At 53.6% G+C, this 22,543-nt stretch carries 18 protein-coding genes, 1 tRNA gene and 1 other RNA gene; 8 read left to right on the top strand and 12 right to left on the bottom strand.

Annotated elements, in window-relative coordinates; genetic code table 11:
* Positions 1 to 92 precede the first annotated feature (92 nt).
* The 6 genes from recR to INT32_RS10860 form a co-directional block, all read right to left on the bottom strand.
* Positions 93 to 704, bottom strand: coding sequence for a recombination mediator RecR (recR, locus tag INT32_RS10885; protein WP_193088756.1), 612 nt, complete (start codon positions 702 to 704; stop codon positions 93 to 95).
* Positions 704 to 1,030 carry a YbaB/EbfC family nucleoid-associated protein gene (locus INT32_RS10880; protein ID WP_193088755.1) on the bottom strand — a complete coding sequence of 109 codons (327 nt, stop codon included), beginning with the start codon at positions 1,028 to 1,030 and terminating at the stop codon, positions 704 to 706. Before INT32_RS10880 ends, recR begins: the two co-directional genes overlap by 1 nt.
* Positions 1,031 to 1,072: 42 nt before the next feature.
* The gene (gene dnaX, locus INT32_RS10875; protein WP_193088754.1) at positions 1,073 to 3,430 is read right to left on the bottom strand and encodes a DNA polymerase III subunit gamma/tau; all 2,358 of its coding nucleotides are present in this window, start codon (positions 3,428 to 3,430) and stop codon (positions 1,073 to 1,075) included.
* A 64-nt stretch (positions 3,431 to 3,494) separates the two neighbouring features.
* An RNA gene (gene ffs, locus INT32_RS10870) (signal recognition particle sRNA small type) lies at positions 3,495 to 3,592 on the bottom strand.
* 40 nt (positions 3,593 to 3,632) lie between these two features.
* Positions 3,633 to 6,980, bottom strand: a complete 3,348-nt coding sequence (locus INT32_RS10865) for an exodeoxyribonuclease V subunit beta (protein WP_226816902.1) — start codon at positions 6,978 to 6,980, stop codon at positions 3,633 to 3,635.
* Positions 6,973 to 9,660, bottom strand: a complete 2,688-nt coding sequence (locus INT32_RS10860) for a PD-(D/E)XK nuclease family protein (RefSeq protein ID WP_193088752.1) — start codon at positions 9,658 to 9,660, stop codon at positions 6,973 to 6,975. Before INT32_RS10860 ends, INT32_RS10865 begins: the two co-directional genes overlap by 8 nt.
* Positions 9,661 to 10,181: 521 nt before the next feature.
* Here INT32_RS10860 and INT32_RS10855 point away from each other — a divergent pair.
* Positions 10,182 to 10,502: a hypothetical protein gene (locus tag INT32_RS10855; RefSeq protein ID WP_193088751.1), complete on the top strand. Its 321-nt coding sequence runs from the start codon at positions 10,182 to 10,184 to the stop codon at positions 10,500 to 10,502.
* A gap of 87 nt (positions 10,503 to 10,589) precedes the next feature.
* Here the strand turns inward: INT32_RS10855 and INT32_RS10850 are convergent, their stop codons facing one another.
* Positions 10,590 to 11,558: a DMT family transporter gene (locus INT32_RS10850; RefSeq protein ID WP_193088750.1), complete on the bottom strand. Its 969-nt coding sequence runs from the start codon at positions 11,556 to 11,558 to the stop codon at positions 10,590 to 10,592.
* 100 nt (positions 11,559 to 11,658) lie between these two features.
* Between INT32_RS10850 and INT32_RS10845 the strand changes: the two genes are divergently transcribed.
* The 4 genes from INT32_RS10845 to INT32_RS10830 all read left to right on the top strand — a co-directional run bounded on the left by INT32_RS10845 (position 11,659) and on the right by INT32_RS10830 (position 14,250).
* Complete coding sequence (locus INT32_RS10845; protein ID WP_193088749.1) at positions 11,659 to 12,135, top strand: Lrp/AsnC family transcriptional regulator; 477 nt, start codon at positions 11,659 to 11,661, stop codon at positions 12,133 to 12,135.
* Between the two features lie 179 nt (positions 12,136 to 12,314).
* Positions 12,315 to 13,061, top strand: a complete 747-nt coding sequence (locus tag INT32_RS10840) for a GntR family transcriptional regulator (RefSeq protein ID WP_193088877.1) — start codon at positions 12,315 to 12,317, stop codon at positions 13,059 to 13,061.
* Positions 13,062 to 13,075: 14 nt separating this feature from the next.
* Entirely contained in the window at positions 13,076 to 13,936 is an 861-nt protein-coding gene (locus INT32_RS10835; protein WP_193088748.1) for a sulfite exporter TauE/SafE family protein, read from the top strand.
* Positions 13,933 to 14,250, top strand: coding sequence for a DUF1634 domain-containing protein (locus INT32_RS10830; RefSeq protein ID WP_193088747.1), 318 nt, complete (start codon positions 13,933 to 13,935; stop codon positions 14,248 to 14,250). The genes INT32_RS10835 and INT32_RS10830 overlap by 4 nt, the downstream gene beginning before the upstream one ends.
* 59 nt (positions 14,251 to 14,309) lie before the next feature.
* Here the strand turns inward: INT32_RS10830 and INT32_RS10825 are convergent, their stop codons facing one another.
* The gene (locus tag INT32_RS10825; RefSeq protein ID WP_193088746.1) at positions 14,310 to 14,453 is read right to left on the bottom strand and encodes a hypothetical protein; all 144 of its coding nucleotides are present in this window, start codon (positions 14,451 to 14,453) and stop codon (positions 14,310 to 14,312) included.
* A 694-nt stretch (positions 14,454 to 15,147) separates the two neighbouring features.
* On the opposite strand from INT32_RS10825, the gene INT32_RS10820 reads away from it, so the two are divergent.
* Both INT32_RS10820 and INT32_RS10815 read left to right on the top strand, forming a co-directional pair.
* A complete protein-coding gene (locus INT32_RS10820) occupies positions 15,148 to 16,353 on the top strand; it encodes a porin (RefSeq protein WP_193088745.1) in 1,206 nt (401 codons plus the stop codon).
* A 1,021-nt stretch (positions 16,354 to 17,374) separates the two neighbouring features.
* Positions 17,375 to 19,009: a Hint domain-containing protein gene (locus INT32_RS10815; RefSeq protein ID WP_193088744.1), complete on the top strand. Its 1,635-nt coding sequence runs from the start codon at positions 17,375 to 17,377 to the stop codon at positions 19,007 to 19,009.
* Positions 19,010 to 19,788: 779 nt separating this feature from the next.
* Here the strand turns inward: INT32_RS10815 and INT32_RS10810 are convergent.
* On the bottom strand, positions 19,789 to 20,001 hold the full coding sequence (locus INT32_RS10810) for a hypothetical protein (RefSeq protein ID WP_193088743.1): 213 nt from the start codon (positions 19,999 to 20,001) through the stop codon (positions 19,789 to 19,791).
* A 254-nt stretch (positions 20,002 to 20,255) separates the two neighbouring features.
* Positions 20,256 to 20,330 (bottom strand) — tRNA-Arg (locus INT32_RS10805).
* A gap of 341 nt (positions 20,331 to 20,671) precedes the next feature.
* Here INT32_RS10805 and INT32_RS10800 point away from each other — a divergent pair.
* On the top strand, positions 20,672 to 20,896 hold the full coding sequence (locus tag INT32_RS10800; protein WP_193088742.1) for a hypothetical protein: 225 nt from the start codon (positions 20,672 to 20,674) through the stop codon (positions 20,894 to 20,896).
* A gap of 145 nt (positions 20,897 to 21,041) precedes the next feature.
* On the opposite strand, the gene ybaK is transcribed toward INT32_RS10800, so the two are convergent.
* Together ybaK and xerD are read right to left on the bottom strand one after the other, a co-directional pair.
* Positions 21,042 to 21,542, bottom strand: a complete 501-nt coding sequence (gene ybaK, locus INT32_RS10795) for a Cys-tRNA(Pro) deacylase (protein WP_193088741.1) — start codon at positions 21,540 to 21,542, stop codon at positions 21,042 to 21,044.
* Between the two features lie 69 nt (positions 21,543 to 21,611).
* Entirely contained in the window at positions 21,612 to 22,529 is a 918-nt protein-coding gene (gene xerD / locus INT32_RS10790; protein ID WP_193088740.1) for a site-specific tyrosine recombinase XerD, read from the bottom strand.
* Between the last annotated feature and the right edge of the window lie 14 nt (positions 22,530 to 22,543).

Genomic DNA, 22,543 nt, shown 5'->3' with positions numbered 1-22,543 from the left:
AGACGCTACGCGGTTAGAGATACGCTGTAATACCAGACACGACGCGGTACGAGATGCTTTGTGGTAGGAGGCGCCGGACGGCACCGTACCGGTTATTGCGCGCCGCGGCGCTCCATAAATGCCCAGGCGATGGTGCCGGCATCAACATATTCCAATTCACTGCCAGTGGGTATGCCGCGCGCAATGCGTGAGACCTGCAGGCCTTTTTCACGCAGAATTTCGGTCAGATAATGCGCGGTGGTCTCCCCTTCTGCCGTGAAATTGGTCGCCAGGATCACTTCCGTAACCGCGCCATCCATTGCACGCTTGAGCAGTCTTTCGAAATTCAGCTGGGCTGGCCCGACGCCTTCAAGAGGCGCGATTCTACCCATAAGCACATAATACAGACCCTGATATCCATGGCTGGCTTCTATCATATTTTGATCGGCCGGCGTCTCTACAATGCACAACTGGGCGGCATTACGCTTCGGATTCAGACAGGTTTCACAGATGTCATTCTGGGAAAATGAGTTGCAGCGAGCACAGTGCCGGATGTCGGTTACGGCGGTGCTGAGTGCGCGCGATAGCTGATCGGCGCCCGCTATATCGTATTGCAACAAATGATAGGCCATGCGTCGCGCCGAGCGCTGACCGACGCCGGGAAGGCGACGCAGCGCCTCGATCAGTGCACTCAGCGGCTCGGGTTCAGGCAGTATGTCGCGCATCAGAAGGGGAATTTCATTCCTGGAGGCATGGGCATGCCAGCGGTCACGCCGGACATTTTTTCCTGTGTTGTTGCCTCAGCCTTGCGCAAGGCGTCATTGAATGCTGCAGCAACCAGATCTTCAAGCATGTCCTTGTCGTCGCCAAGCAGCGCAGGATCAATGGTGACGCGTTTGACATCATGACGGCAAGACATGGTGATTTTAACCATGCCGCCGCCCGACTCACCGTCGACCAGAACATCGGCCAGGGCATCCTGCGCCTTTTTCATGTTTTCCTGCATTTGCTGGGCCTGCTTCATCAGACCGGCCAGTTGATTCTTCATCATAATGAATAAGTTCCTATAAATCGCAATAATTTGCGGTTGACATCATACGCTTTTTTGCCTGAACGGCTCTATGCTACCGGGTACGACGCGCGCACCCAGATCCGCAATCAGTGTATTAATAAATTCATCTTCCTGCACAGCTTTTTCCACCCGTTTTTGCAATGCCTCACGTTCGGCCTGCTCCACGGCATGAAGGGTATCGTCGCCAGTACGGCCAAAAACCATATCGACCCGGATTACTTCGTGGAAGTATTCGGTCAGCGCCGTTTCTAGCTTGGTCTTGGCGTTCAAATCATTCTGCCCCTTGACCGGAATTCTGAGTGTGATTTTATTCTGTTTGTGGGCCACCCATTCACAGCGACGAGCCATTTCGGCAGCATAGCCGGCAAGCGGCAATTCAGCGACCAGCTGCACCCATTCGCGGGCATTCATGGCCGAAAGCGGCCGACGGGCTTGCGGATCCTGATGACTGGGAACCCAGGTCTGGTCTTTCTCAACCACCACATTATCGGCAGGTACAATATCGCCGTCATCATCGGTCTGGCCAGCCAGACCAGCAGCATCCCAGTCCGGAGGAATATCTTCCCATACAGGTGGCCCGGATTCTTCAGTGATCTGCTGTGCGTCGGGCGAATTTGAGACACGAGTCTGCCCTGCGTCGCTTGCAGGAAGCGCGTGATCAGCACCATTGCCGTTGACAAAAGGTTGTGCCGCAGTCCCGTTGGGTGCTGGCGCAACCGCTGCAACGGCCGAATCAGGCATATCCGCCACGGGCGCAGATGCGGTACCCACGGCGCCGGTCGCGGTATCCTCTTCCCAGGCGGGCCGCTCCTGGACCCGCTGCTCTGCAGCCTGGACCGGTGGAACCACAATCGGCTCGCGCTGCGGCGCCAGAACGACCGGTAATGCACCGTCGCTGCTGATGGTTGTGCGTGTGCTTATATCGGAGGCAACGACCTGCTCTGCTGTTTCCGGCGCAACTGGCGCTATGGGAGCTAGGTTTGCCGGCTGCGCTTGCGCAGGCAACGCAGCTGACGGCTGGGACTCGGCCTCAGGCGGCTGCGCAGCCGCCGCAATCGGCATGTTATTCAGATTTTTTTTTTGCAAGTCTGTTGCGCTTGCAGTCACTGGCTGACCCATTGTCGCTGGCGCCTGCTGTGCGCCCTGCTCCGCAGCAGCAGGCGCAGGCGACACAGCCACGGCTTCGTGATGCGCCGGCGCAGGCCCTGCAGCGGTCACGACAGCAGCCGTTTTTTGCCCGCCTGACGCATGACCATTCCCGGCCTGCCATTCGCTTGCCGTGCTGTGAGCCGGCTCGGATGTCACCAGAGACAACATGCGCAGGCAGGTCATCACAAAACCGGCATATTCATCCGGCGACAGTGCCAGTTCATTTCGCCCATGAATCGCAATGCTATAAAACAGCTGCAGCGTATCGGGGTGGCAGGTACGCGCCAGTCGCACGATATCATCCTGCAACAACGCTTCTGTAAGGGCTGTGCCCGGCAGGCGCTGCTCTATTGCGATCTGCGACAGCAGAACAGCCAGATCGGCCAGCGCGCCACCAAACGAGTAGCCGCGTTCATATAATTCATTTGCAATGTCGAGTACGCCCTGCGCCGACCCCTGGTTCAGGGAATCAAGCAGACGGACCAGAAAGCGCTGATCAATGGTGCCAAGCATATCGCGCACGGCATCGCCGGTGATATTGGAACCACTAAATGCAATGGCCTGATCGGTCAGCGACAGCGCATCGCGCATGGAACCGCCTGCGGCCTGGGCGATTTGACGCAAGCCAGGCACTTCAAATGCCACTTCCTCTTCTGTCAACACGTGATTCAGGTGCGAGACTATGGCATCTGGCGGCATTTGCTTCAGGTTAAACTGAAGACAGCGAGACAGCACAGTAACCGGCATTTTCTGCGGGTCGGTGGTCGCAAGAATAAATTTGATATGCGGCGGCGGCTCTTCCAGCGTTTTGAGCATGGCGTTGAACGCATGCCCGGAAAGCATGTGCACCTCGTCGATCATATAAATTTTATAGCGCCCAGAACTTGGCGCGTAGACAGCCTGCTCCAGCAGCTGCGTCATTTCTTCGACCCGGCGATTGGATGCTGCGTCAAACTCCAGATAATCGACAAAGCGCCCTTCGTCAATCTCAACGCAGGCACGACATACGCCGCAGGGTTTGGACGTGATACCGGTTTCGCAATTGAGTGATTTTGCCAGGATGCGTGAGAGCGTTGTCTTGCCGACCCCTCTGGTACCTGTAAACAGCCAGGCGTGATGAAGACGCTGAGTATTGAGTGCGTTGGTCAGCGCCCGGACCACATGGTCCTGGCCGACAAGCGTTTCGAAGGAGCGAGGACGCCACTTACGGGCAAGGACAAGATAACTCATACCGAATATTGTAGCCCAGAAAAAACCAACGTCACCACAAGGGGTGACGTTGGTTCAAGAATGCGGGGGTGAGCCTTACTTCGGCACTGAACCTGAACGACTATGGCTGCTTCGTTCCCGACCTGACCAGTTTCACCGCCGGCCCATGCGAAGGGACCCACCGCTTTGCATTTTAGCAAGTTTCGCGCCGCTTGTGGGAAATTTACCTTGCCTGCGTCAAGAGCGCCGGATCAAATTCAATCCAGTCTCCGGTATCCAGCGCAAAAATGACAGCTGTGGCGGCGCGCCCGTCCATCTGCGACAGGCGCTCGCAATACCCTTGCAACTGGAGTTGATACGTGTCTCTCATACGCGTCTCAAAAACGTCCTGCGGCTCGTGCTCCCGCCGCACACCCGTCTTGAAATCCACGACCAGCCATCCCGTTTCGGTGGAGACCGCCACGTCGACAATCAGCTGTTTTCCATCCACGCCGGTCAAGGGCAACTCCTGCCGAGCCTGATCATGCGAGAGCAGCCAGCGGCCTTTTTCCGATGCCACGCAGCGACTAAGCAACGCGTAAACGCGTTGCGCGCCACTGCGCGCCTGCGACTGGCGCAACCCTTCATTTTCCAGCTGGCGCACGATAACGTCCTGCGCCGCCTGCAGCCTTGCCTCATCCCAGCCTCGCATGCGGTCCTGGCCGATGCGAGCCAGCCATGCATGCGCCACCGTCCCAATGCTGGCCTCGTATTTATCGTCAAACTGCCAGCCTGAACCAGCGGAACCCATTATGGCGCTTCTATCGGAAACGACGGGCAACGGCACAAGGGCCTGAGTGGCAATCCGGCTCAAAACCGGTCCCTGGACCCCAGGTGTTGCAGCATCGGCGGTTGCCGCCTCTTGCTGCGCCTGGGGCTCGGGGGGCGTAAACTCAAAAAGTGAAAAAAGCCGCGACAACAAGGAACCGCGCGGCGGATCAACAATCTGGCCCTGCTTGCACTGGACCTGTGAAACCAGATGCAGGCGTTGGCGTGCACGAGTAGCGGCCACGTAGAGCAAGCGATCGAGCTCATAGTCGCTGCGTCGCTTTTCCATCGCGCCCAGCATCGCTGACAGTTTGTCTGTTTCCTCCGCTGCCTTGGGCTTGATGGGACCCATCAGCAGGCGATTTCGGTTGCGCTCAAAGCGAAGCAATGGCGCCGTGTCGGAACGGGGCCGACGATGCAACCCATACAAAATAACCTCTTCGAACTCCAGCCCCTTGGACTTATGCATGGTCATGATTTCAACCGCCCGCTGCTGCGCGCTCGTTGCCGAATACAGGCGCGCCAGCGCATCCTCCAGGTCGGCAGGATTCAGGTCCCCGTAGGGCGCCAGCCTGTCGACCAGATCGAACACGGCCTGGAAATCGGCAAATGCCGTATCGCTTGCATACACGCCGTAGCCGCCAAGCGCACGCCAGACCGACTCTACATGCGAGGAAAATGCAATATCGGCAGTCACATGACTGCGATCAAGCAGGATCTGCGCACAACGCTGCAAACGCGGCCATTCATCGCCAAGTAGCGGCGCAAATTCAGCTTCGCGGGCCAGCACCGTTTGCAAACGAAAAACAATGGTGTCGCGACTGTCGCCAAACAGATGCGTTAGCGCCTTCAGCGTCAAACCACACACCGGTGAGCGCAAAACAGACAGCCAGGCCACGCGATCGGCCGGGTGCGCAAGCGCGCGAATCAGTTGGACCAGATCGGTTACCGATTGCTCTGCCCGAATCGGGTTGAGCTCGACCGCCCGCACAGGGATCCCGTTACGCTGCATGAGCAGCATCAGCGCGCCCAAATGCGTTCGAGCCTTGACCAGGATGGCAACCGGATGGTCGCTGTCCGGGTTGGCCGCCAGCGCTGTGCGCACCAGCTCCAGCGTCAGTTGCTCGGCTTGCCCCTGAACCACTTGCACATCCTTGCCTTCCGCCTGGTAAACCGGATGAAGGCGCACGGCCGGGCCCTCTGCTGCCGGATTGAATGCCACCGAGTCCGTATACCTGATCGCACCCAGCGTCAGGTCATCATCTTTAGGAAACACGCGGCTAAAGGACTGGTTTACCCAGTTAACCACGCCTGCCTGAGAACGGAAATTCTCGGTCAGGACCAGTTTTTCCAGCTCAAGCCCGTTGATTCCCTCATTGGCAACGCTCAGGAACAGACCGACATCGGCTTTGCGAAAGCGATAAATGGACTGCATCGGGTCGCCCACCAGGAACAGCGTGCGGCCATCGCCCGGGCTCCAGCCCAGTGTAAGCTTTTCGATCAGTTGAATCTGGATCTGGCTGGTGTCCTGAAACTCGTCGATCAGAATGTGCGAAATGCGCGCATCCAGCTTTAACAGCATATCAGTGGGGTCATCGGTATAACCCAGCGCCAGCGCCGCTCTTTGGGCGATTTCAATAAAATCAACCTGTTTTTCTTCACGAAAAACCAGTGTCAGCTCCGCCGCAGCCAGTTTCAGCGTTTCCAGCAAGGACCGGATGATTTTCTCCTGACGCTCGCTCAGCACCTCCAGGGGCAAATCACTGATTTCGGCAAGCAGGCCGGCCCAGTGTTCGCTATCGCTCTGCCAGGCATCGAGCCAGTCCTGCATGGCCTGCTTGTGTGCACTTTTGGCCGGAAAACCTTCCTTGACGGTGAGGCGTTTGCGCAAGCCGCCGCTGCCTGTGAGCAGCAGGCGCGACAAGGCATGCCATTGCGGCAAAGCCTCGACGGAACTGGCCAGCGGCACACCGTCCCAGTCCATGAGCGCGTCCAGCACGCAGACCGCTGTCTCGGCCTGGCTGGCGGCAGCCAGGCGCGCGATGGGCGCTAACTCGCTGGCGTAAGAAAACGGCATCGCCCCTGCCAGGGCGTCCAGCTTCTGCTCCATGACGTCTCTGAGCGCCACCCGCAACTGTGTCATAGCTGTGTGGGTGTCGACCGTTTCCTGCAGCCACTGGTCGCGTCGCGCAAGCATGTCCACGATCAGTCGCTCCACCGATCCCAGATCAATATCCATATGCAGCAACACGTCCTGCACGCTTTCGTTGTGGTCTACATGTTCCAGCAATCGTCTGGCCGCCTGCAAATAAAGCTGCTCGGGATTATCGGCAATGCCCGGCATTCCGCCCATGGCGGACATCCATGGCATGGAACGGACCAATTGCGCGCAAAAGGCGTCAATCGTACGAACCTTCAGCCGTGCCGGGTGATTAAGCAGATCCCAGCCTTGTTGCTCATTGCGCGCCAGCGCCGCACGAGCCAGACGCCAGCTGTTTTTTTCATGGGCGCTTGCCGGCTCCTGCTCGGACAGGCCGGCACGTAGCTTGCGCAGCACCCGGGCATGCATTTCAGCAGCCGCCTTACGCGTAAAGGTGATGGCCAGAATCTCTTCAGGTTTGATCACGCCTCCGAGCAGTGCCAGAATACGGTCAGTAAGCAGCTCGGTTTTACCAGAACCGGCCGGCGCCTGAATAATGAACGATTTGTCCGTGTGCAGCGCCTGTGCCCGCGCTTCAAAATCACTGGGCCGACGTTCAATCATCTTCACTCTCCTGTGCCAGGCGCAGAAACGGCAGCACATCACAATAGATCAGGTCATTCACAGCCCAGCTGCGGTTATCGGCCACCCCATCCGACATGTCGCGGGCCAATTGTTGCAGACTACGTTCCCAGCCATCTAGCAACACCTCCCAGCTTTGCTCTGGCGCCAGTTTGGCCAGGGACGTCGCCCCGGCAATATCGGTGCCATTCTCGCCCAAACCGCTCAACTCAGTTTTCTTTGCATTCAATTTTGCAAACAGCAAGGCTTCTATCTGCCCGCGCTGCCCCGCTTCATCAGGCTGGCGCAATACCGTAGCGTACAAGGGCAGTTGCAGGTTGACTGGTTGTGGTCGCAACCAGTCTTTCTGGAAGTCGGGCGTGCGCTGCCCGGATTTGTAATCCATCACCACTTTGGCGCCATACCCGGTCTCATCAATCCGGTCGACACGCAAATTGACTTTTACGCTGGCATGCTGCCAGCTAGCCGCCTGTTCGACACCCACAATATGAAATGCCGGGCGCTCCCGCTCCAGATCCAGCAGTGTCATCATGACTGCGTGACCCCGTTCCTTTTCCATTGCCGCCAGTGTTGGCGATACCCCGTCCAGCGTCTGGTCAGCCGCCATGGTCACGGCCTGCGCCACCAGTTCATCCTGCTGAACCTGGCTAAGTTGTGCCAGGCGTTCGGAAGAACCAAGCATTTCCCATACTTTTTGGGCCATGCTGTGCAGAAACATACCGCGAATGGCCGCGTTCAGTGACTCGGGATAGGGTTTGAGCCCTTTGGCCAACAGACGATACCGGACGTACCCCCAAAGCGGATTGAGCGCCTGCGTTTCCAACAGGTCCGAGCCGCCTTCCAGAATATGCGTCAGGGGCAAACCTCGATTGTCGTTCAACGTTTCCAACGGCAACGATGCGCAGCGGGCCCGGGACAGGCATTCAGGGGTGTCGGCCCCCTGCCCTTGCCCGGCTTGCGCGCCGACAAAAAAGCTGAGCAACGGCGACGGCCGCAGTGCTCTGTCGGCCTCGCTGGCCGGGTAGCTCAGTACGACACGGGGTGCAACCCCGCACAATGCCTGCAGCATCTCGATTGCCCAGGCTTTCTCCCGCTCCGGCGTGGCACGCGGCGCACCCGCCCTGGCCAGCGCTGCCACAGGCAAAAACGGATTCGGATCAGGACTGGCTGGAATAACGTCATCTGTCAGGCCAAGCACCCAGACCGCATCCCATTGGCCGTGTTCAGCTTCAAGAAAGCCCAGGACATCCAGCCTGACATCCTGGTCGCGTTGTGGCTGGAACATGGATTCCCGCGCCATGCGCTGCAGCAGCGCAACGGCAGGCATGCCCGACAGGCGCCCCGCATACAGGTTCAGCAATGAAAAAGTATGCAAGAGCGCATCGAACGCTGCGCACACCTGATAGTTGGTACTTGACAGCGTACTACCGGGAAAACCCAGCAATGCCAGCGTCTCGCGTATGAGCTGGGTCCAGTGTTCGGTGCTCTGGCGTCCCCCGGACGCGGCCTGCCGCCAGTGTGCCATTGCCTGCCGGAAGACATAGGAAAAGTCCGGGACATGACGATCCATTTGGGCGCATACCTGATCGGTATTCCAGGCAATGTTTTGTGAATCGCGCAGGCGCGCATCCAATACAGCCATGGCCGACTGTTCGGCAGCGCTTGCACTGCAAAACCCGGCCAGCAGCGCCTGGCCAAACTGCTGCGGCCGCACCGAACCCTGATCGCACAGACCGGCAATCAGCGACAGCCATCGAAAGGCGGCAAGCACAACGGGCCACTCCCCGAGTGCGCGCCCCACCGTCATGTTGTAACGATAGGCCGGCGCAAAGGGATCGGGCGACAGTTCACGATCCAGAATTCGTCTTGCGAACACGGCATCTGCTTCCATGGCTGGCGAGACAATGGCCACGCGACGCTGCGGATCGGCTGCCAGCTCGCTGGCAGCCCAGTGTGCGGCAGCGATCCATTCACTGCTGCGATCTTTTTGCGCCGACAATATGCGTTGCGACTGCTCGTGCCTGGGCAGAGATAGCGATACCAACCGGCAACCACGATCTGCGCACGCCTGCAACAACCGTGTCAATCGCGGCGAGTATTCGTTAAAGCCTGCCAGGACCATGGTGGCGGGCAGCCGCAACAGCCGACCCGCCGCGATCGAATCGATCAGCGTGTTATACAGGTGATTGTCATCCTGGGCGTCCAGTTCGCGGCAGCGTTGTTCGTATTGATTGCGCCACTGCATAAAACGCAGGTATTCCTCGGTTTGTTCCTGGGGCTGGACCTGCACCTGCCACTCATCACGGTCATGACTGGCCGCCATGGCGCGCGCGGCAGCCAGCTGCACATCAATGAGCGGGGTCTCGCCCTGCAGGGAGGCGACGACCTCTTCCCACAACAGACGGGCAGCAAAATCACTGAGCCGGTGACTGCGTACAGCAGGATCGGCGCAAAATAGCCGTTCCTGATGCAGCTGGTCCAGCCACCGGGTGAGTGAACAGGCGGCGGGCAGCTGCAGCACTGCCCTGTCGCGCCCTGCCTGCTCGAGCAACAACGCGTGTACCCGCCAAACCAGGCGGTTATTGACGGTAACAACAACCGTCGTATCCGGATCCAGCGACGCCACCGTTTCAGGCGTTACCGCATCAATTGAACATGCCATGAGAATGCATCCGAAAAAACAATCCGGCGTGTCGTACAACGACCCGCCTTAATCGCAAACCGGTATTATGACAGGCATTCATTGGCATTGCTGCAGTCGCAACGCAGCATTTCGGTTGTTACGGCACCGGCCATACCGTCACACCATCGTCACGATACCCGGGTATCCTGCATGAACAGGGCAACTCGGGCACGCAAAAAACCGGCATCCATAAATCGTGACCACTCCTGCTGTCCTGCTACTGCTATCTAGCTACTACTGTCTTATTCGTACTGCTCTGCAGCACAAAAAGCCGTATCAAACTTGAAATATTCGCTGGCTCGTTGCGGAACAAGCCGGTAAACTGGGCGCTCGCGGACGACAACGCACCACGATCCTGCGTTTTTTTATTTGCCCCGGTTGCCCCCTATTATGCCGTTGTACTCCCACCGGTTGCCAGGTGCGACAGCCGTTCAATGTTGGCAGCCACTGCTTGCACTCATTGTCTACCCGTTCACGCGGATTGCCAGAAGGAGAATAAGATGAAAGATGTACTGCTCAAACTGGTTTTGTCCTCGCTAGCGGCGCAATTGAGCTATGGCGCATTCGCCGCCGGTACCCAGGACGATGATCAGCGTCGTAAATGCAGGACCGTGCAGGGCCTGACTGAGATTGTTCGCGATATCGAAGAAAAGACACAAGGCAAAGTGGTGCTGCTCACGCCCAGGCTGCACGACGGAAAAACCCACTTTGAAATGCTGGTGGCCCGGGGCGGACAATTCCAGAAACTGATTGCCGACCCGGACGGTGTTTATGATGTGGGCGACGACGCCAGCCCCGGCACGACAAACAAATCAGCCTGACAGGCTCCGGCTGTCCCTTAACGCGCGCCCCAACTGATCACGCCTCATTGATTTTCCGGCAGGCGGGCCGCAGGCGTCAGTGATCCGCTACCCTACTGCGTCGCCTTTTTCCTGACGGGGCTGCATTGCCGAGCCGTTGCTGTCGATCTCGTCACCCATGCGACCGGCGTCTGCGACAGATCGTGGTGGCTTGTGTATTGCAATGGCGATCATCACAAGTGCAATGCCAGCGAGATCCTGCGGCGTTGGTATCTGCGCAAGCATGATGGCAGCAATAAGGGTCGCGGTTGCCGGCAGGATGGCCAGATACAGGGCAAAGGTGGCACGAGGCAGACGCGACATCGCCATCTGATCGGCAACATATGGAACAACTGAAGAGCAGAATCCGACTGCAATGCCAGCCACCACGAGTTCGGGCACGCCAAACGCTGTCATGGCCTCAATAATGCCAATTGGCATCACAATGATAAATGCAATGGCCATGGCGGCGCCAAGATACTCAACACCACTGCTGGCGCCACCCTCTGCGGCCTTGTGGCCCAGGGTAATATAGATAACGAACAGTGTCGCATTCAATGCCGCCCAGCAAAGTCCGTGCAAATCGGTGGACCACTTTACGTCAATCAGTATGATGATGCCAAGAACAGCCAGAACCAGTGCCAAAAGATTGCGTCGCGATCGCAGGCCATAAAGTGCAACGACGATCGTGCCTGCAAATTCCATGGCAGCGACAAGACTCATCGGCAGGCGATCCAATGCCAGATAGAAGGAAGTGTTCATCACAGCCAGACAAATCCCCAGCCCGACCAGTAATAATCGCGTTCTCCCATCAGCCCGCTGCAATGTCTTCCACGGCCGTGTGATCGGTGCAAAAATCAGCGCCGCCGAAGCAATTCTGAACCAGGCAACACCCAGCACCCCGATGGACGGAAACAGAAGGACCGCAAATGAGGGCCCAAGATAATGAAAGATGGCACTGACACCGAACCAAACGGTCGGAGGCACAAAGCGGGCGACCTGAGTCAACGATAGATGTGATAAATGCAATAATTTCATTGTTGCTCCTTTGCCCTTATTATGCGAGACTGGAGCGACCAAATGAATACAGAACAAAAGCCATATCTGGGAAAATAGCTTTATAAAAAAGGTCGATTACATGAAACGCCTTAAATATCAAAATGGAAAGCTGGATCGCACGGATTTGATGTTGATCGAGGCGCTGGTAAAGGATGCAAGAACGACAACGGCCGAACTGGCCCGCCTTGTGGGGCTATCGCCGCCAAGCGTCTCGGAGCGAATAAAAAGGCTGGAAGATGCCGACTTGATCGAAGGCTACACCCTGAAAATAAATCCCAGGGCCCTGGGCCTGCCCATCGCAGCCTGGCTGCGTATTCGGCCCATCCCCGGCCAGTTGCAACGCGTTGCGCAGATTCTGAAAGACATCCCGGAAATTGCCGAATGTGATCGCGTCACGGGCGAAGATTGTTTTATTGCCCGTGCGCACGTCGAATCCATCGAAGGGCTGGAGCACCTGATTGACCAGCTCATCCCTTATTCAATGACCAATACGTCCATCATCCAGTCATCACCTGTCGAGCGTCGCTTGCCACGAAAAACGGGTGGCGCCATCTGACAGTCAGGTATTGGCCAATATGCGTCTGTGGTCGCGTATTGCATTTTCCCGTTGTCGCTTGCAGTGCAGCCAGACGGCAATGTGACTGAAATACTCCTGTCGCAATCAATTCACATGAAATACACACGAAGATGACTCCTGACATTTTTTTCTGGACATCATGACATCATGATGTCATGATGTCTTCTATGACACTGATCGATACCAACAGCACTCCGCTATACGCAAAAATTGAAGCTGCCCTGGCCACCGAGATCTCCAGCGGTCAGCTTGCCGCCGGAACGCAGTTACCGACGGAAGAGCAATTGATCGCACGCTTTCATATGAGCCGAACCACCATTCGCAAAGCCATCGACAATCTTGTGGCCCGTGGACTGGTGGAAATTCGCCGCGGTAAGGGAACCTTCGTGACGCACCCCAAGATCACGCAGGCGCTGACCGAACTGACCGGGTTTGCCGAAGACATGGTGGTATTGGGTCGTCATCCGACGTCGCGTCTGCTGGATAAACGCATCGTTACCGCTGACGAGCAAACAGCCCTGGCACTGCAGATTGCCCCAGGCACGCAGGTCTATCGGATTGAACGTGTTCGCCTAGCCGATGGTATTCCCATGTCGTTTGACGAAACCTATCTGCCTCTGGAGATCGGCGACAAGGTCGTCAGCAACAATCTGGACGTGAAACCCATATTCGATCTGCTCGAAAACAAATATGCCCTGCCGCTGGTAGAGGCCAGTTATCAGTTGGAGGCGGTGATCGCAGACAGGCATGTAGCGCAGGCCCTCAATATTGCAATCGGCGCCCCGATTTTTCTAATCGAACGCACCTCCTATAGCACCGGAGAGCAACCCGTCGATTACGAAAAACTGTATTACCGAGGCGACTCCATCCGCTTTGCCACCCGGCTATCGCGACGTTCACACTGACTGGGTGCGCAAACATGGATATAGCGACCCTGTTCTGGTTATTTGCCGCCGCGTTCGGTGCCAGCATGCTTGGCGGCATGCTGGGAATGGCTAGCGGCATTTTTATTGTGCCCATACTCATTATCGCGTTCGGCGTAGACATTCATGTTGCAATCGCCGCCAGCATCGTGTCTGTCATTGCCTGCTCCTGCGGCAGCGCCGCGCCATTTCTTAAAGGACGCCTGACCAACATCAGGCTTGCCATTGTCCTGGAGACAGCGACCACGCTTGGTGCAATCACAGGCGTGCTGTTGATAGGCATCATTCCAACGCCGGCACTCTATGGGCTTTTCGCTGTCATTCTCGTTCTGTCAGCACAGCAGATGATGGCCCGGCGTCGCGACCCGGCACTGGCCATCACGCCCGACCCGCAAAGCTGGGCAAGTCGGCTGGGTTTGCATTCTACCTTTCCTGATCGCCAACTGGGCAAGGACGTCGCCTATCAGGTCGCCCGGGTCCCCTTGGGTCTTTCCCTGATGTATGGCGCCGGCGTTATCTCCGCCCTGCTGGGCATTGGTTCCGGCGTACTGAAAATACCGGCAATGGATACTGCCTTGCGACTCCCCATCAAGGTGTCATCGGCAACATCCAACTTTATGATTGGCGTAACCGCTGCAGCAAGTGGTGGTGCATATCTTGTTCGCGGCGACATCGATATGAACATCGCCGGTCCCGTTGCACTCGGTTCAGTCGTGGGGGCACTGGCCGGCGCTCGCCTGCTGATGGGACTGCCCGCTGACAAACTGCGCATTCTGTTCGCTGTCATTCTTATTGCACTTGCAATCCAAATGATGCTAAGTGCGCTGGGCATCCATCTTTGGGGAACAGGCTCATGAATCCATTGGACAGCAAGCCGGACCGCCACGACGGAATCATTGCGGGCCTGCTATGGTACGGCACCCTGATCGCTTCAGCAGTGATTATGATCGGCATTATCCTTGGCGCCCTGGGGCAGATGGACTACACCCCGAGTCTGGCCCAAACCGGCTATGCGCTGATCAAACTCGGTGTGGTGATTTTCGTGTTGCTGCCAATTATCCGCGTCGCACTCATGCTGGCGATGTTCGCACACGCACGCGACTACCTCTATACCGCGATTGCAGCGCTGGTACTGGCGATTATTGCCGTCGGCGTTCTATTGGGCCTTTAATACGGCACAACAAAAAAACGACGCCATATAGCGTCGTTTTTTATTAGCATTCAAAACGCCTAGATTTTGCAGGCGTCTCCGCAGTCGTCGTCTGCTTCAGGCAAGTTTTCATCCATCTTTTTGATCAACTCGGCATTTTTCTTTTCAATCGCATCAAAATCGATATTATCCAGCGCGGTGTCAAATTCAGTATCATTGCTCATATGCCATTCTCCGGGTGATTAGCGATGTACTATTTTAAGGCATGGCGCTTGTCTTGTCCGTAACGATGCTGCAATCGGGCCAAACACACTGGAACGCGCGACAAACGCAGTTGTAATAATGCCAATTCGCCTTATATCGTATAAAAGCGTACCAAATCAGCAAGCAACAACATCAGGTGGAATTATAAGTATTCAAAGGACATATAAGAGCGGGAATTTTGCTTCGTAAATTTAATACCTTGCACCGTTACGCTTCTAACTTGATGTTGAAGCAAATTTTAAATGATTGAATGTGTTGCATATATTTCACAAACAGGGCGAGTTTATTCTTGGGCAAGGAAAACCCCAACAAATTGCCAATGTCGGTAATTATTTTTCTCAAATGATTGGCCTTCAAGTAGAGGTCAACAGATTGATGCGAAAAACACCAGCACAGAAATTAGCACATAACCCATTGATAATTAATATTTATTTTTTATAAAGACAAATAGGATATGTCAGAATTTTTGTCGAAGAAATTGTAAATCCAGACTGTCCAAAGAAAAAACCCATAGTTTCTTACTATTTAAACGGGCCTCAATAGATGTCAGTTCGATTTCAGAGACTTTACTCCATTGTGTCCAAGCTTGTATATTGAATCGAATTTGAACGATTCATAACAAAAATACACATTAATCATGAGGAGACACAACAGATGAAAAAGACTTTGCTTGCTGCAGCTCTGGTTACCGGCTTCGCTGGTGTAGCTCATGCAGAAACTTCTGTGACGCTGTATGGTCTGGTTGACGCTGGTATTGGTTATCAACAAACCAAAGTCACCCAGGGTGATGCTTTCACAAAAACCCGCGATATCGGTCTGATCAATGGCGTTAAAAACGGCAACCGGTGGGGCTTGAAAGGTGCCGAAGATCTGGGTAACGGTACTAGCGCAATTTTCCAACTGGAAAGTGGCTTTGATCTGGGTAACGGTCGCTCTTTACAAGGTAACCGTCTGTTTGGTCGTCAAGCCTATGTGGGTTTGAAAGGAGACAGCTGGGGTGCCCTGACATTGGGACGTCAATATAACCTCGCTGCTGACATTGTGGCACCGATCGATCCGTTTGGTGTTGGTTTCATGCAAGCTGGCGTTCTTAGCGGTGCATTTGGCGCTTCCACTTTTGCCCGTATGGACAACTCTATCAAATACGTAACGCCTGATTTCAGCGGATTCAAGCTCGGTGTTGCCTATGCTGGAAAAAATAACAAGACCACAAGTAGCGACGGTTTCAATGATTTTGAAGAGCGCAATACCTCTAACTGGATATCAGTCGGTGCCGGCTACAACAGTGGTCCCATCACAGTCAGCGCTTCTTATGATCGCTTCCGTACAGACTTCCGTGATACCGATGGTGACATCAAAGGTACCACGCATATGTGGAATCTGTTTGGATCCTATGATTTCGATGTTGTGAAATTGCATCTGGGTTACGGCCAGGTCCGTGGCTCCATGTCAAATGATATTATTGTTGAAAATGGGGCAGGCAGCACAGGCCTAAATGCTGCGCTCAATGACTTCACAACAGTAACCAATCCCAACAGCTCTGCATTCGGTATGAATTACGCGGAGACTAACGGTTATCGTCAACAAGCCTGGATGGCTGGGCTGACAGCGCCTGTTGGCGACCAGGGTAAAGTTCTATTTTCATATCAAGGAAGCGCAACCAAGAATACTGGCGATGCTTTTGACGGTGTAAAGGGAAAACTGCATATTTTCAGTTTGGGATATGTACATAACCTTTCCAAACGCACGAGCTTATATGCCATTGCATCCTACGGCACCGGTAAACTTAAATTTGATAATGCAGAAAACGTAAAACTGAAATCAACTCTGGTTGGTGTCGGTATGCAACACCGTTTCTAATGGGATACATCGCTTGGCGATGAGACATTTTTGTGGCCTGACCGTAAAAATGGAAGATATGCCAGTAGAAAAGTCGGAGATTTGCAACCAACCGGAATGAGGTAGAATGACTTTTTATAACGTACTCATTTAGACGTACGGTTGGTTGCAGGCATTCCAAAGATCTCACCGGCTTGCAGCACCTCCGTAGTATGAATCCCCAGGGTGTAGGTAACTCCTGGGGATTTTTACTTCTCTGGTGTAGTTTTCAGATTACGAGGCACGTTTGAAGCGACAGTCAGCAGGACATTGCGCTAGAGCTGGATAAGAATGCAGCCTACAGGCATATAGTGGGTAGTTTTTTGTCGATTGTCTGGTCCTGCTCTCATTCCTATCCAAGACCCCTAATCCAGTTCCGCGATGAAACCAGGACCAGCTATGAAATACGTCCGCAACGTTGCTCTAAGTAGAATTCAAGACCCACCTCCTGCCTACTTGTTCAGCCAACCTTCTATTAGCGTGCTCGCGCAAACGCAATACCCTCCGTTGTAGCCGCTTCTTCATCTATCTATCTCGTGACCTATTGCTCTTCAATTTGCTGTTAGCGACAACGGATTCTCGTTTCTGCAGTTTTTCTGTCTTGCCGATGGACACAGATAATCGGCAGTAACGGCAGTGGCGACAAGCGTGGCCCAAGCGGGTTAGCACGAGCAACCGAAAATTGGTCATTTAGCGCCTATGAGGCGCAGCATCTCGTTTTTCGAAAGGTGCAGACGGGCCAGAATAAAAACTATACGCTGAGCAGTGAATGTTAACAAATGCTAATGTTGACGTTTCTCTACTATTTAACTCATTGGTTTAATTGCTCTTTTATAGACAAACACTTAGCATTGCCATGTATTCAAATAAGTAATAATTTTTCAGAAAGTAACTTGAAAATCTTTTCTGTATGTAGCCGCATTGACTATCAACAATGTGTCAGAAACTTTACTGGCTTGAATACCTATTCTTAATTCAATTACTTCAATGGAAAAGTAATATCATGGCAAATATCACACTTGGCGGTTTATTTCAGCCTACAGAGAAGACAGTAGATCAAAGCTCCTATCCTGGCGATGAAGCGGTACGGGTTCAGAGTAATTCGTTTAACACCGAGTTAACTATCAACAATTCGACAAACTCCGACGATATTCTGGATTTCGAGCAACATAGCCTTTCACCAATTGGCTCGACCTTTACTTTAAATGTAGGTCAAGATGCAAATGTCAGAATCAATCTGCTCGAAAATTTCAGTGCGCTGCAGACTACCAATTACAACTTGGATGAAGGCGCCACACTGTATTATTCACCACCGTTGATTCAAGGCGCTGCGCTTAATAATACTAACTTTGACTTAGGTGATTCTGGCACTTCCACATTGGTCTATGAGCCAAAAGGAATACAGATAGATCTTTCCTCTTCTCCTACTGTTTCAGGTCTTTCTGCGGGAGATCAAATCAAAGTTATTGGTGCAACTGATGGTCAAGTTGTAGGCAACAATATTGTTTTTAAAGATGCCAACGGCAATACCATCGCCTCGTATGACGCATCTGGTGAGGATCTGTCGAAAATCACCTTCGAAAATGGAGTCATGGTTTATGCGTGCTATCTCAAAGGTACACACATTGCTACGCCTGAAGGTGAAGTCAAAGTCGAAACGTTAAAAGCTGGCGATAAGGTTCTAACCGCTAGCGGTAATGTAGGTACTGTCAAGTGGCTCGGCTTTCGTAAACTCAATCGTAACCGCTTACCTGATTCTCACGCTTTACGTGCTTCTCCAGTCCATATTATGAAAGGGGCATTTGCAGACAATGTTCCTCATCGCGACCTGACCGTATCTCCCGGCCATCGGTTCAACTTTGATGGCGCCCTGGTCCCAGCCTTATCGCTGGTCAATGGTAAAACCATAGTCCAAGATTTTGACATCAAGAAATTCGAATATTTCCATGTGGAATTGGAAGAATTCGATATGTTGTTGGCTGAAGGCGCTGCTGCAGAAAGCTACCTGGATGTTGGCGACTATCGCAATTCATTCGAAAACGCTGAGACAGTCGCTGCTCACCCCGATTTCGGGCCCGCTCCTGAACGTGTCGTTCTGCCTGGCTACGTTCAAAAAATCACGCCTGAAATTATTGAATCTGTTCGCCGTGAACTGTTCAAACGTGCTCAAGCTCTGACTGGTGCAACCCGTACATCTAAGGCCAACTTGCGAATTGAAGTAGATGGTGTCGCCATTGCTTTACTGACTCCATGCGCTAAACTCGGCGTGTATCGTTTCGAACTACCAGCAGGGCTGCAATCTGATATTCGTGTCCTGTCCAACTCGTCTGTCGTTCGGGATACTTCACTAAGGAGCCGCCGTGATACGCGCGTAATCGGTGTAGGCCTAACCGATATTTCCCTTACTGTAGATGGTGTTCGTCACTCGATCGATATCAATGATGAGAGCTTGACCGGGTTGAACGCCGCTCAGGACGTCTACGGCACGAATATGCGCTGGACAACAGGGAAAGCGGTCATTCCTGCGAGCCTGGTCCCTACATCAAAAGACTCTTTAATATTGGAGCTGAACGTGTTGCGCACGCACATGTACTGGAACGAGACTAAGGAAACAAGAGTTCGTCTCCGCGCTGCATAAAAGCGATTGAAAAAAAGCTGACGGCCAAAACCGTCAGCTATAAAGGCAAAAATCACAATTGGCAGCTATCAAACAGCCAATTGCACGGCTATTACGCAAATGAAATTTCAATAATAGCCGTGCAAATGATACTAAGTTATCAAAATTTTTATGTCAAATGAAATAACAATTAAATTTTAATATTCTTATTTTTTATTGATTTTTCATTATTCCATGACTTTTTAATGGTAAGAGATATACATGTTTTTAGATCAACCTATGTGTACGACAACGTATCGTTCAGTCAAGAGCGTAGATCCGCAGAAAGTCAATGAAATTGAGCTTAAAAAATGGCTTGAAAAAAATATCACAGATAAAGCGTACCGTGAACGATATCTAGTTGCACATTTTCCTGCAAATAGCAGTTTTATTTAATGGCTTTGGTAGCATCGGGCACCGAAGAGCGAAATTTGCGATGTCAGTGAGTCAATCTATCAAGGTCGTGAGCTACTACGGGAAACTCATCGTAGTCCCGCAGTGGACTAAATATATTGCAATGAATAAAAATGGGCAAATATTCGCTTGGGAAATTAAGCCAGGTACAAATAGCTATCTTTGGTACATATATGAACAGTACCGGTTTCAGCTAGTGGCTCATGGAGATCCCAATTTCATTCAATGGGACAAGTCCCTTCGCCGATATTATGCAACAGGACACAAGAGTAGGCGCGACTGATTTAGCCGTGGCACGGGAATCATGAAGCAGACCGCCGCGACCGTTCGGGCGCTCGTACATATCATCACGCCGGGCAGATATATCGTTTTTGTTCACATTGCAGATCAATTTCTCCATCAGACCAGGATATCGGTCTTTTTAGTAACTTGATTCGCTTTGACTCATTGTCAGCCGACTTTTTGTTTACTGTGATCTTTTTCTCGTATTCGTCCAACAGTTCGCCGAGCGTTATGCGCTTGGCTGGCTTGATGTCGTTTTCTCCCTCCCGTTTTTTCAATCACTCCTTGTACTCTCTCTGGGGCGGGAAAGTCGCGGACAGGCGCTTGCCACGATCGAAGTATTGAATTTGCCAACCTTTCGCTGTTTTTTGCATGCTGACCGCGTGGGTCGTTTTTCGGAAAATTCTGGGGAGTTTCTGGGGAGTTCTATCTTCGATTTCTTTAAAAAAAGATAAAACAGCAAAAACCACAACCGAATAACCTGCTGATTTTTATAATAATTTATGTTTTTGCAAAATCAGATAAAGATTGCTGGCCTCGCCGACAGGAATCGAACCTGTAATTGGCCCTTAGGAGGGGTCGGTTATATCCATTTAACTACGGCGAGAACGGTTAAAATCACCCAGCATTATATGCCAAATCATCGTGATAATGGACCTGGCAATCGTTGCACGACCCAATAAAAACCAGCAGGGGTGACAAATGCGACAGCCAATCACGATGATGCCATCACAGGCAACACTCCGAATGATGGCACTATTCCCATGGATAAAGTAATCGAATAGATCGGCAGCGCGTGCTGTCGTTTCCGCAGCCACCTGCCCTTTTTCCGAAAGTGCCGCAGGCAATGTCGGCGCTCAGCCCATGCCTGACTAGTGTAAACCCTGCTTTTCAACTGGATAGCCTTTGTAGTATTAATTTGGCATTATGACCGGCCGAGGAACTGTCATGAAACACTATGCAATCCGCAAGCGCAGAGAGCCACAACATGAAGATTATTATCTGAATGCATTGGTTTGCAATGAATGCTCGGCGGACGTTGCGCAATCGTATCCGGGTGCGCGTGAAATTACCGAAATCCTGTGCGATCCGAGCTATGAAGACCGCTGCAAGATTTGCGGCAAGTCCTTCTGGGACGAGGTCAATGCGGACTCTGTCAACCGGCCCCATTGAGTACTTGCAGCGCGATGCTTCCGGGGCAACACGCGGGCTCAGGCCGCCAGTCAGCAGCCCTGTTGCGCAGCCTGCCCTGCTGTAAACCAGCCATTGACTGTTGTTCTCTGGGAACAGCTCGGTACACAAGCTTAGCAGGCACTGCTCAGGCTGCGCGCCCGTCGTTGGCCACGCTCACGGAGTTTGCCTGCAATAGCGTCACCAGCACCTGCGGATCAATCCCCAGCAGATAACCACGTCGCCCGCCATTGATATAAATCTGCTGCAAATCCAGCACGCTTTGCTCCACCCATACAGGCATTCGCTTGCGTGTTCCGAAAGGCGAGGTGCCGCCGATCTGGTATCCCGAATGTCTGGGCGCCACTGCTGCCTGGCACGGCTGCATTTTCTTGACGCTGGCCTGGCGCGCCAGGTTTTTCATCGACACTTCGCAATCGCCGTGCATCAGCATCACGTGCGGTTTGGCGTGTTCATCTTCCAGGATAAGCGTCTTGACCACGGCATGCGAATCAACGCCCAGTTGCCGCGCCGCCTCTGCGGTGCCGCCGTGCTCAATATAATCGTAAGTGTGTTCGGTATAGGCCACTTTATGTTTCTTCAACATTTGGGTGGCAGGCGTTTCCGATACGTGTTTGCTGGCAGCCATATCCGGTTCACTGATTTGTATTTTTGTTGATGGAACCGGATATTCTACTGCAACTGCCAGGCCTGCGGCTTATGCCCGCGGGTGGTGTTGCGCATGCAACTGCTTGAGCCGCTCACGCGCCACGTGGGTATAGATTTGGGTGGTGGAAATATCGGCATGCCCAAGCAGCAATTGCACAACACGCAGATCTGCGCCGTGATTGAGCAAATGGGTGGCAAAAGCGTGCCGCAGGGTATGCGGCGACAGCGGCGTATGAATATCTGCCTGCAGCGCATATTTTTTAATCAATTGCCAGAATGCCTGCCGCGTCATACCGGTGGCGCGACGGGTCAGAAACAAATCATCGGACTGACGCAGACCCAGCAAGTCGGGGCGCGCCTCTTTCAGATAGCGCTCCAGCCAGTAGGCCGCCTGCGCGCCCACCGGGACCAGCCGGTCCTTGCCGCCCTTGCCCATGACCACCCGTACGACGTTCTCGTTCAGGCTCAAATGCAGCACCTTCAGGCTGACCAGCTCGGTAACCCGCAGGCCCGACGCGTACAGGGTCTCTAGCATGGCGCGGTCCCGCAATCCCAGTGCATCCCGGGTGTTGGGCGCCTCCAGCAACTGGTCCACCTGCTGCTCGCTCATGGTTTTGGGAAACCGTGTCGGCTGGCGGGCCGAATGCAGGGTAAGGCACGGATCTTCACTGATCTGATGGGTACGGATGGCCCAGGCAAAATATCGTTTGAGCGTAGCCAGTCGGCGATTGGCCGTGGTGGCTTTGCTGTGGGCATGCCTGGCGGCAAACCAGGCTTCAATGTCATCCTTGGTGGTCTCCAGCAGCGTTTTGGACGGCTTTCGCTTTGCCAGGAAATCGGCCAGCCCCTTGAGATCCTGTCTATAGGCCATGAGCGTATTCTGCGACAATCCGTCTTCCAGCCACAAGGCGTCAATAAATGGATCAATGGCATGCTGGTGGGCTGGCGCCACTTGCTGATCTGGCATGGTTATTTATTCAC

Origin of the sequence: Advenella sp. FME57 (genome assembly GCF_014897675.1) — a bacterium.
GTDB lineage: Bacteria > Pseudomonadota > Gammaproteobacteria > Burkholderiales > Burkholderiaceae_B > Advenella.
Note: the sequence above shows the minus strand (reverse complement) of the source record. Positions and strands in the feature narration are given on the sequence as shown.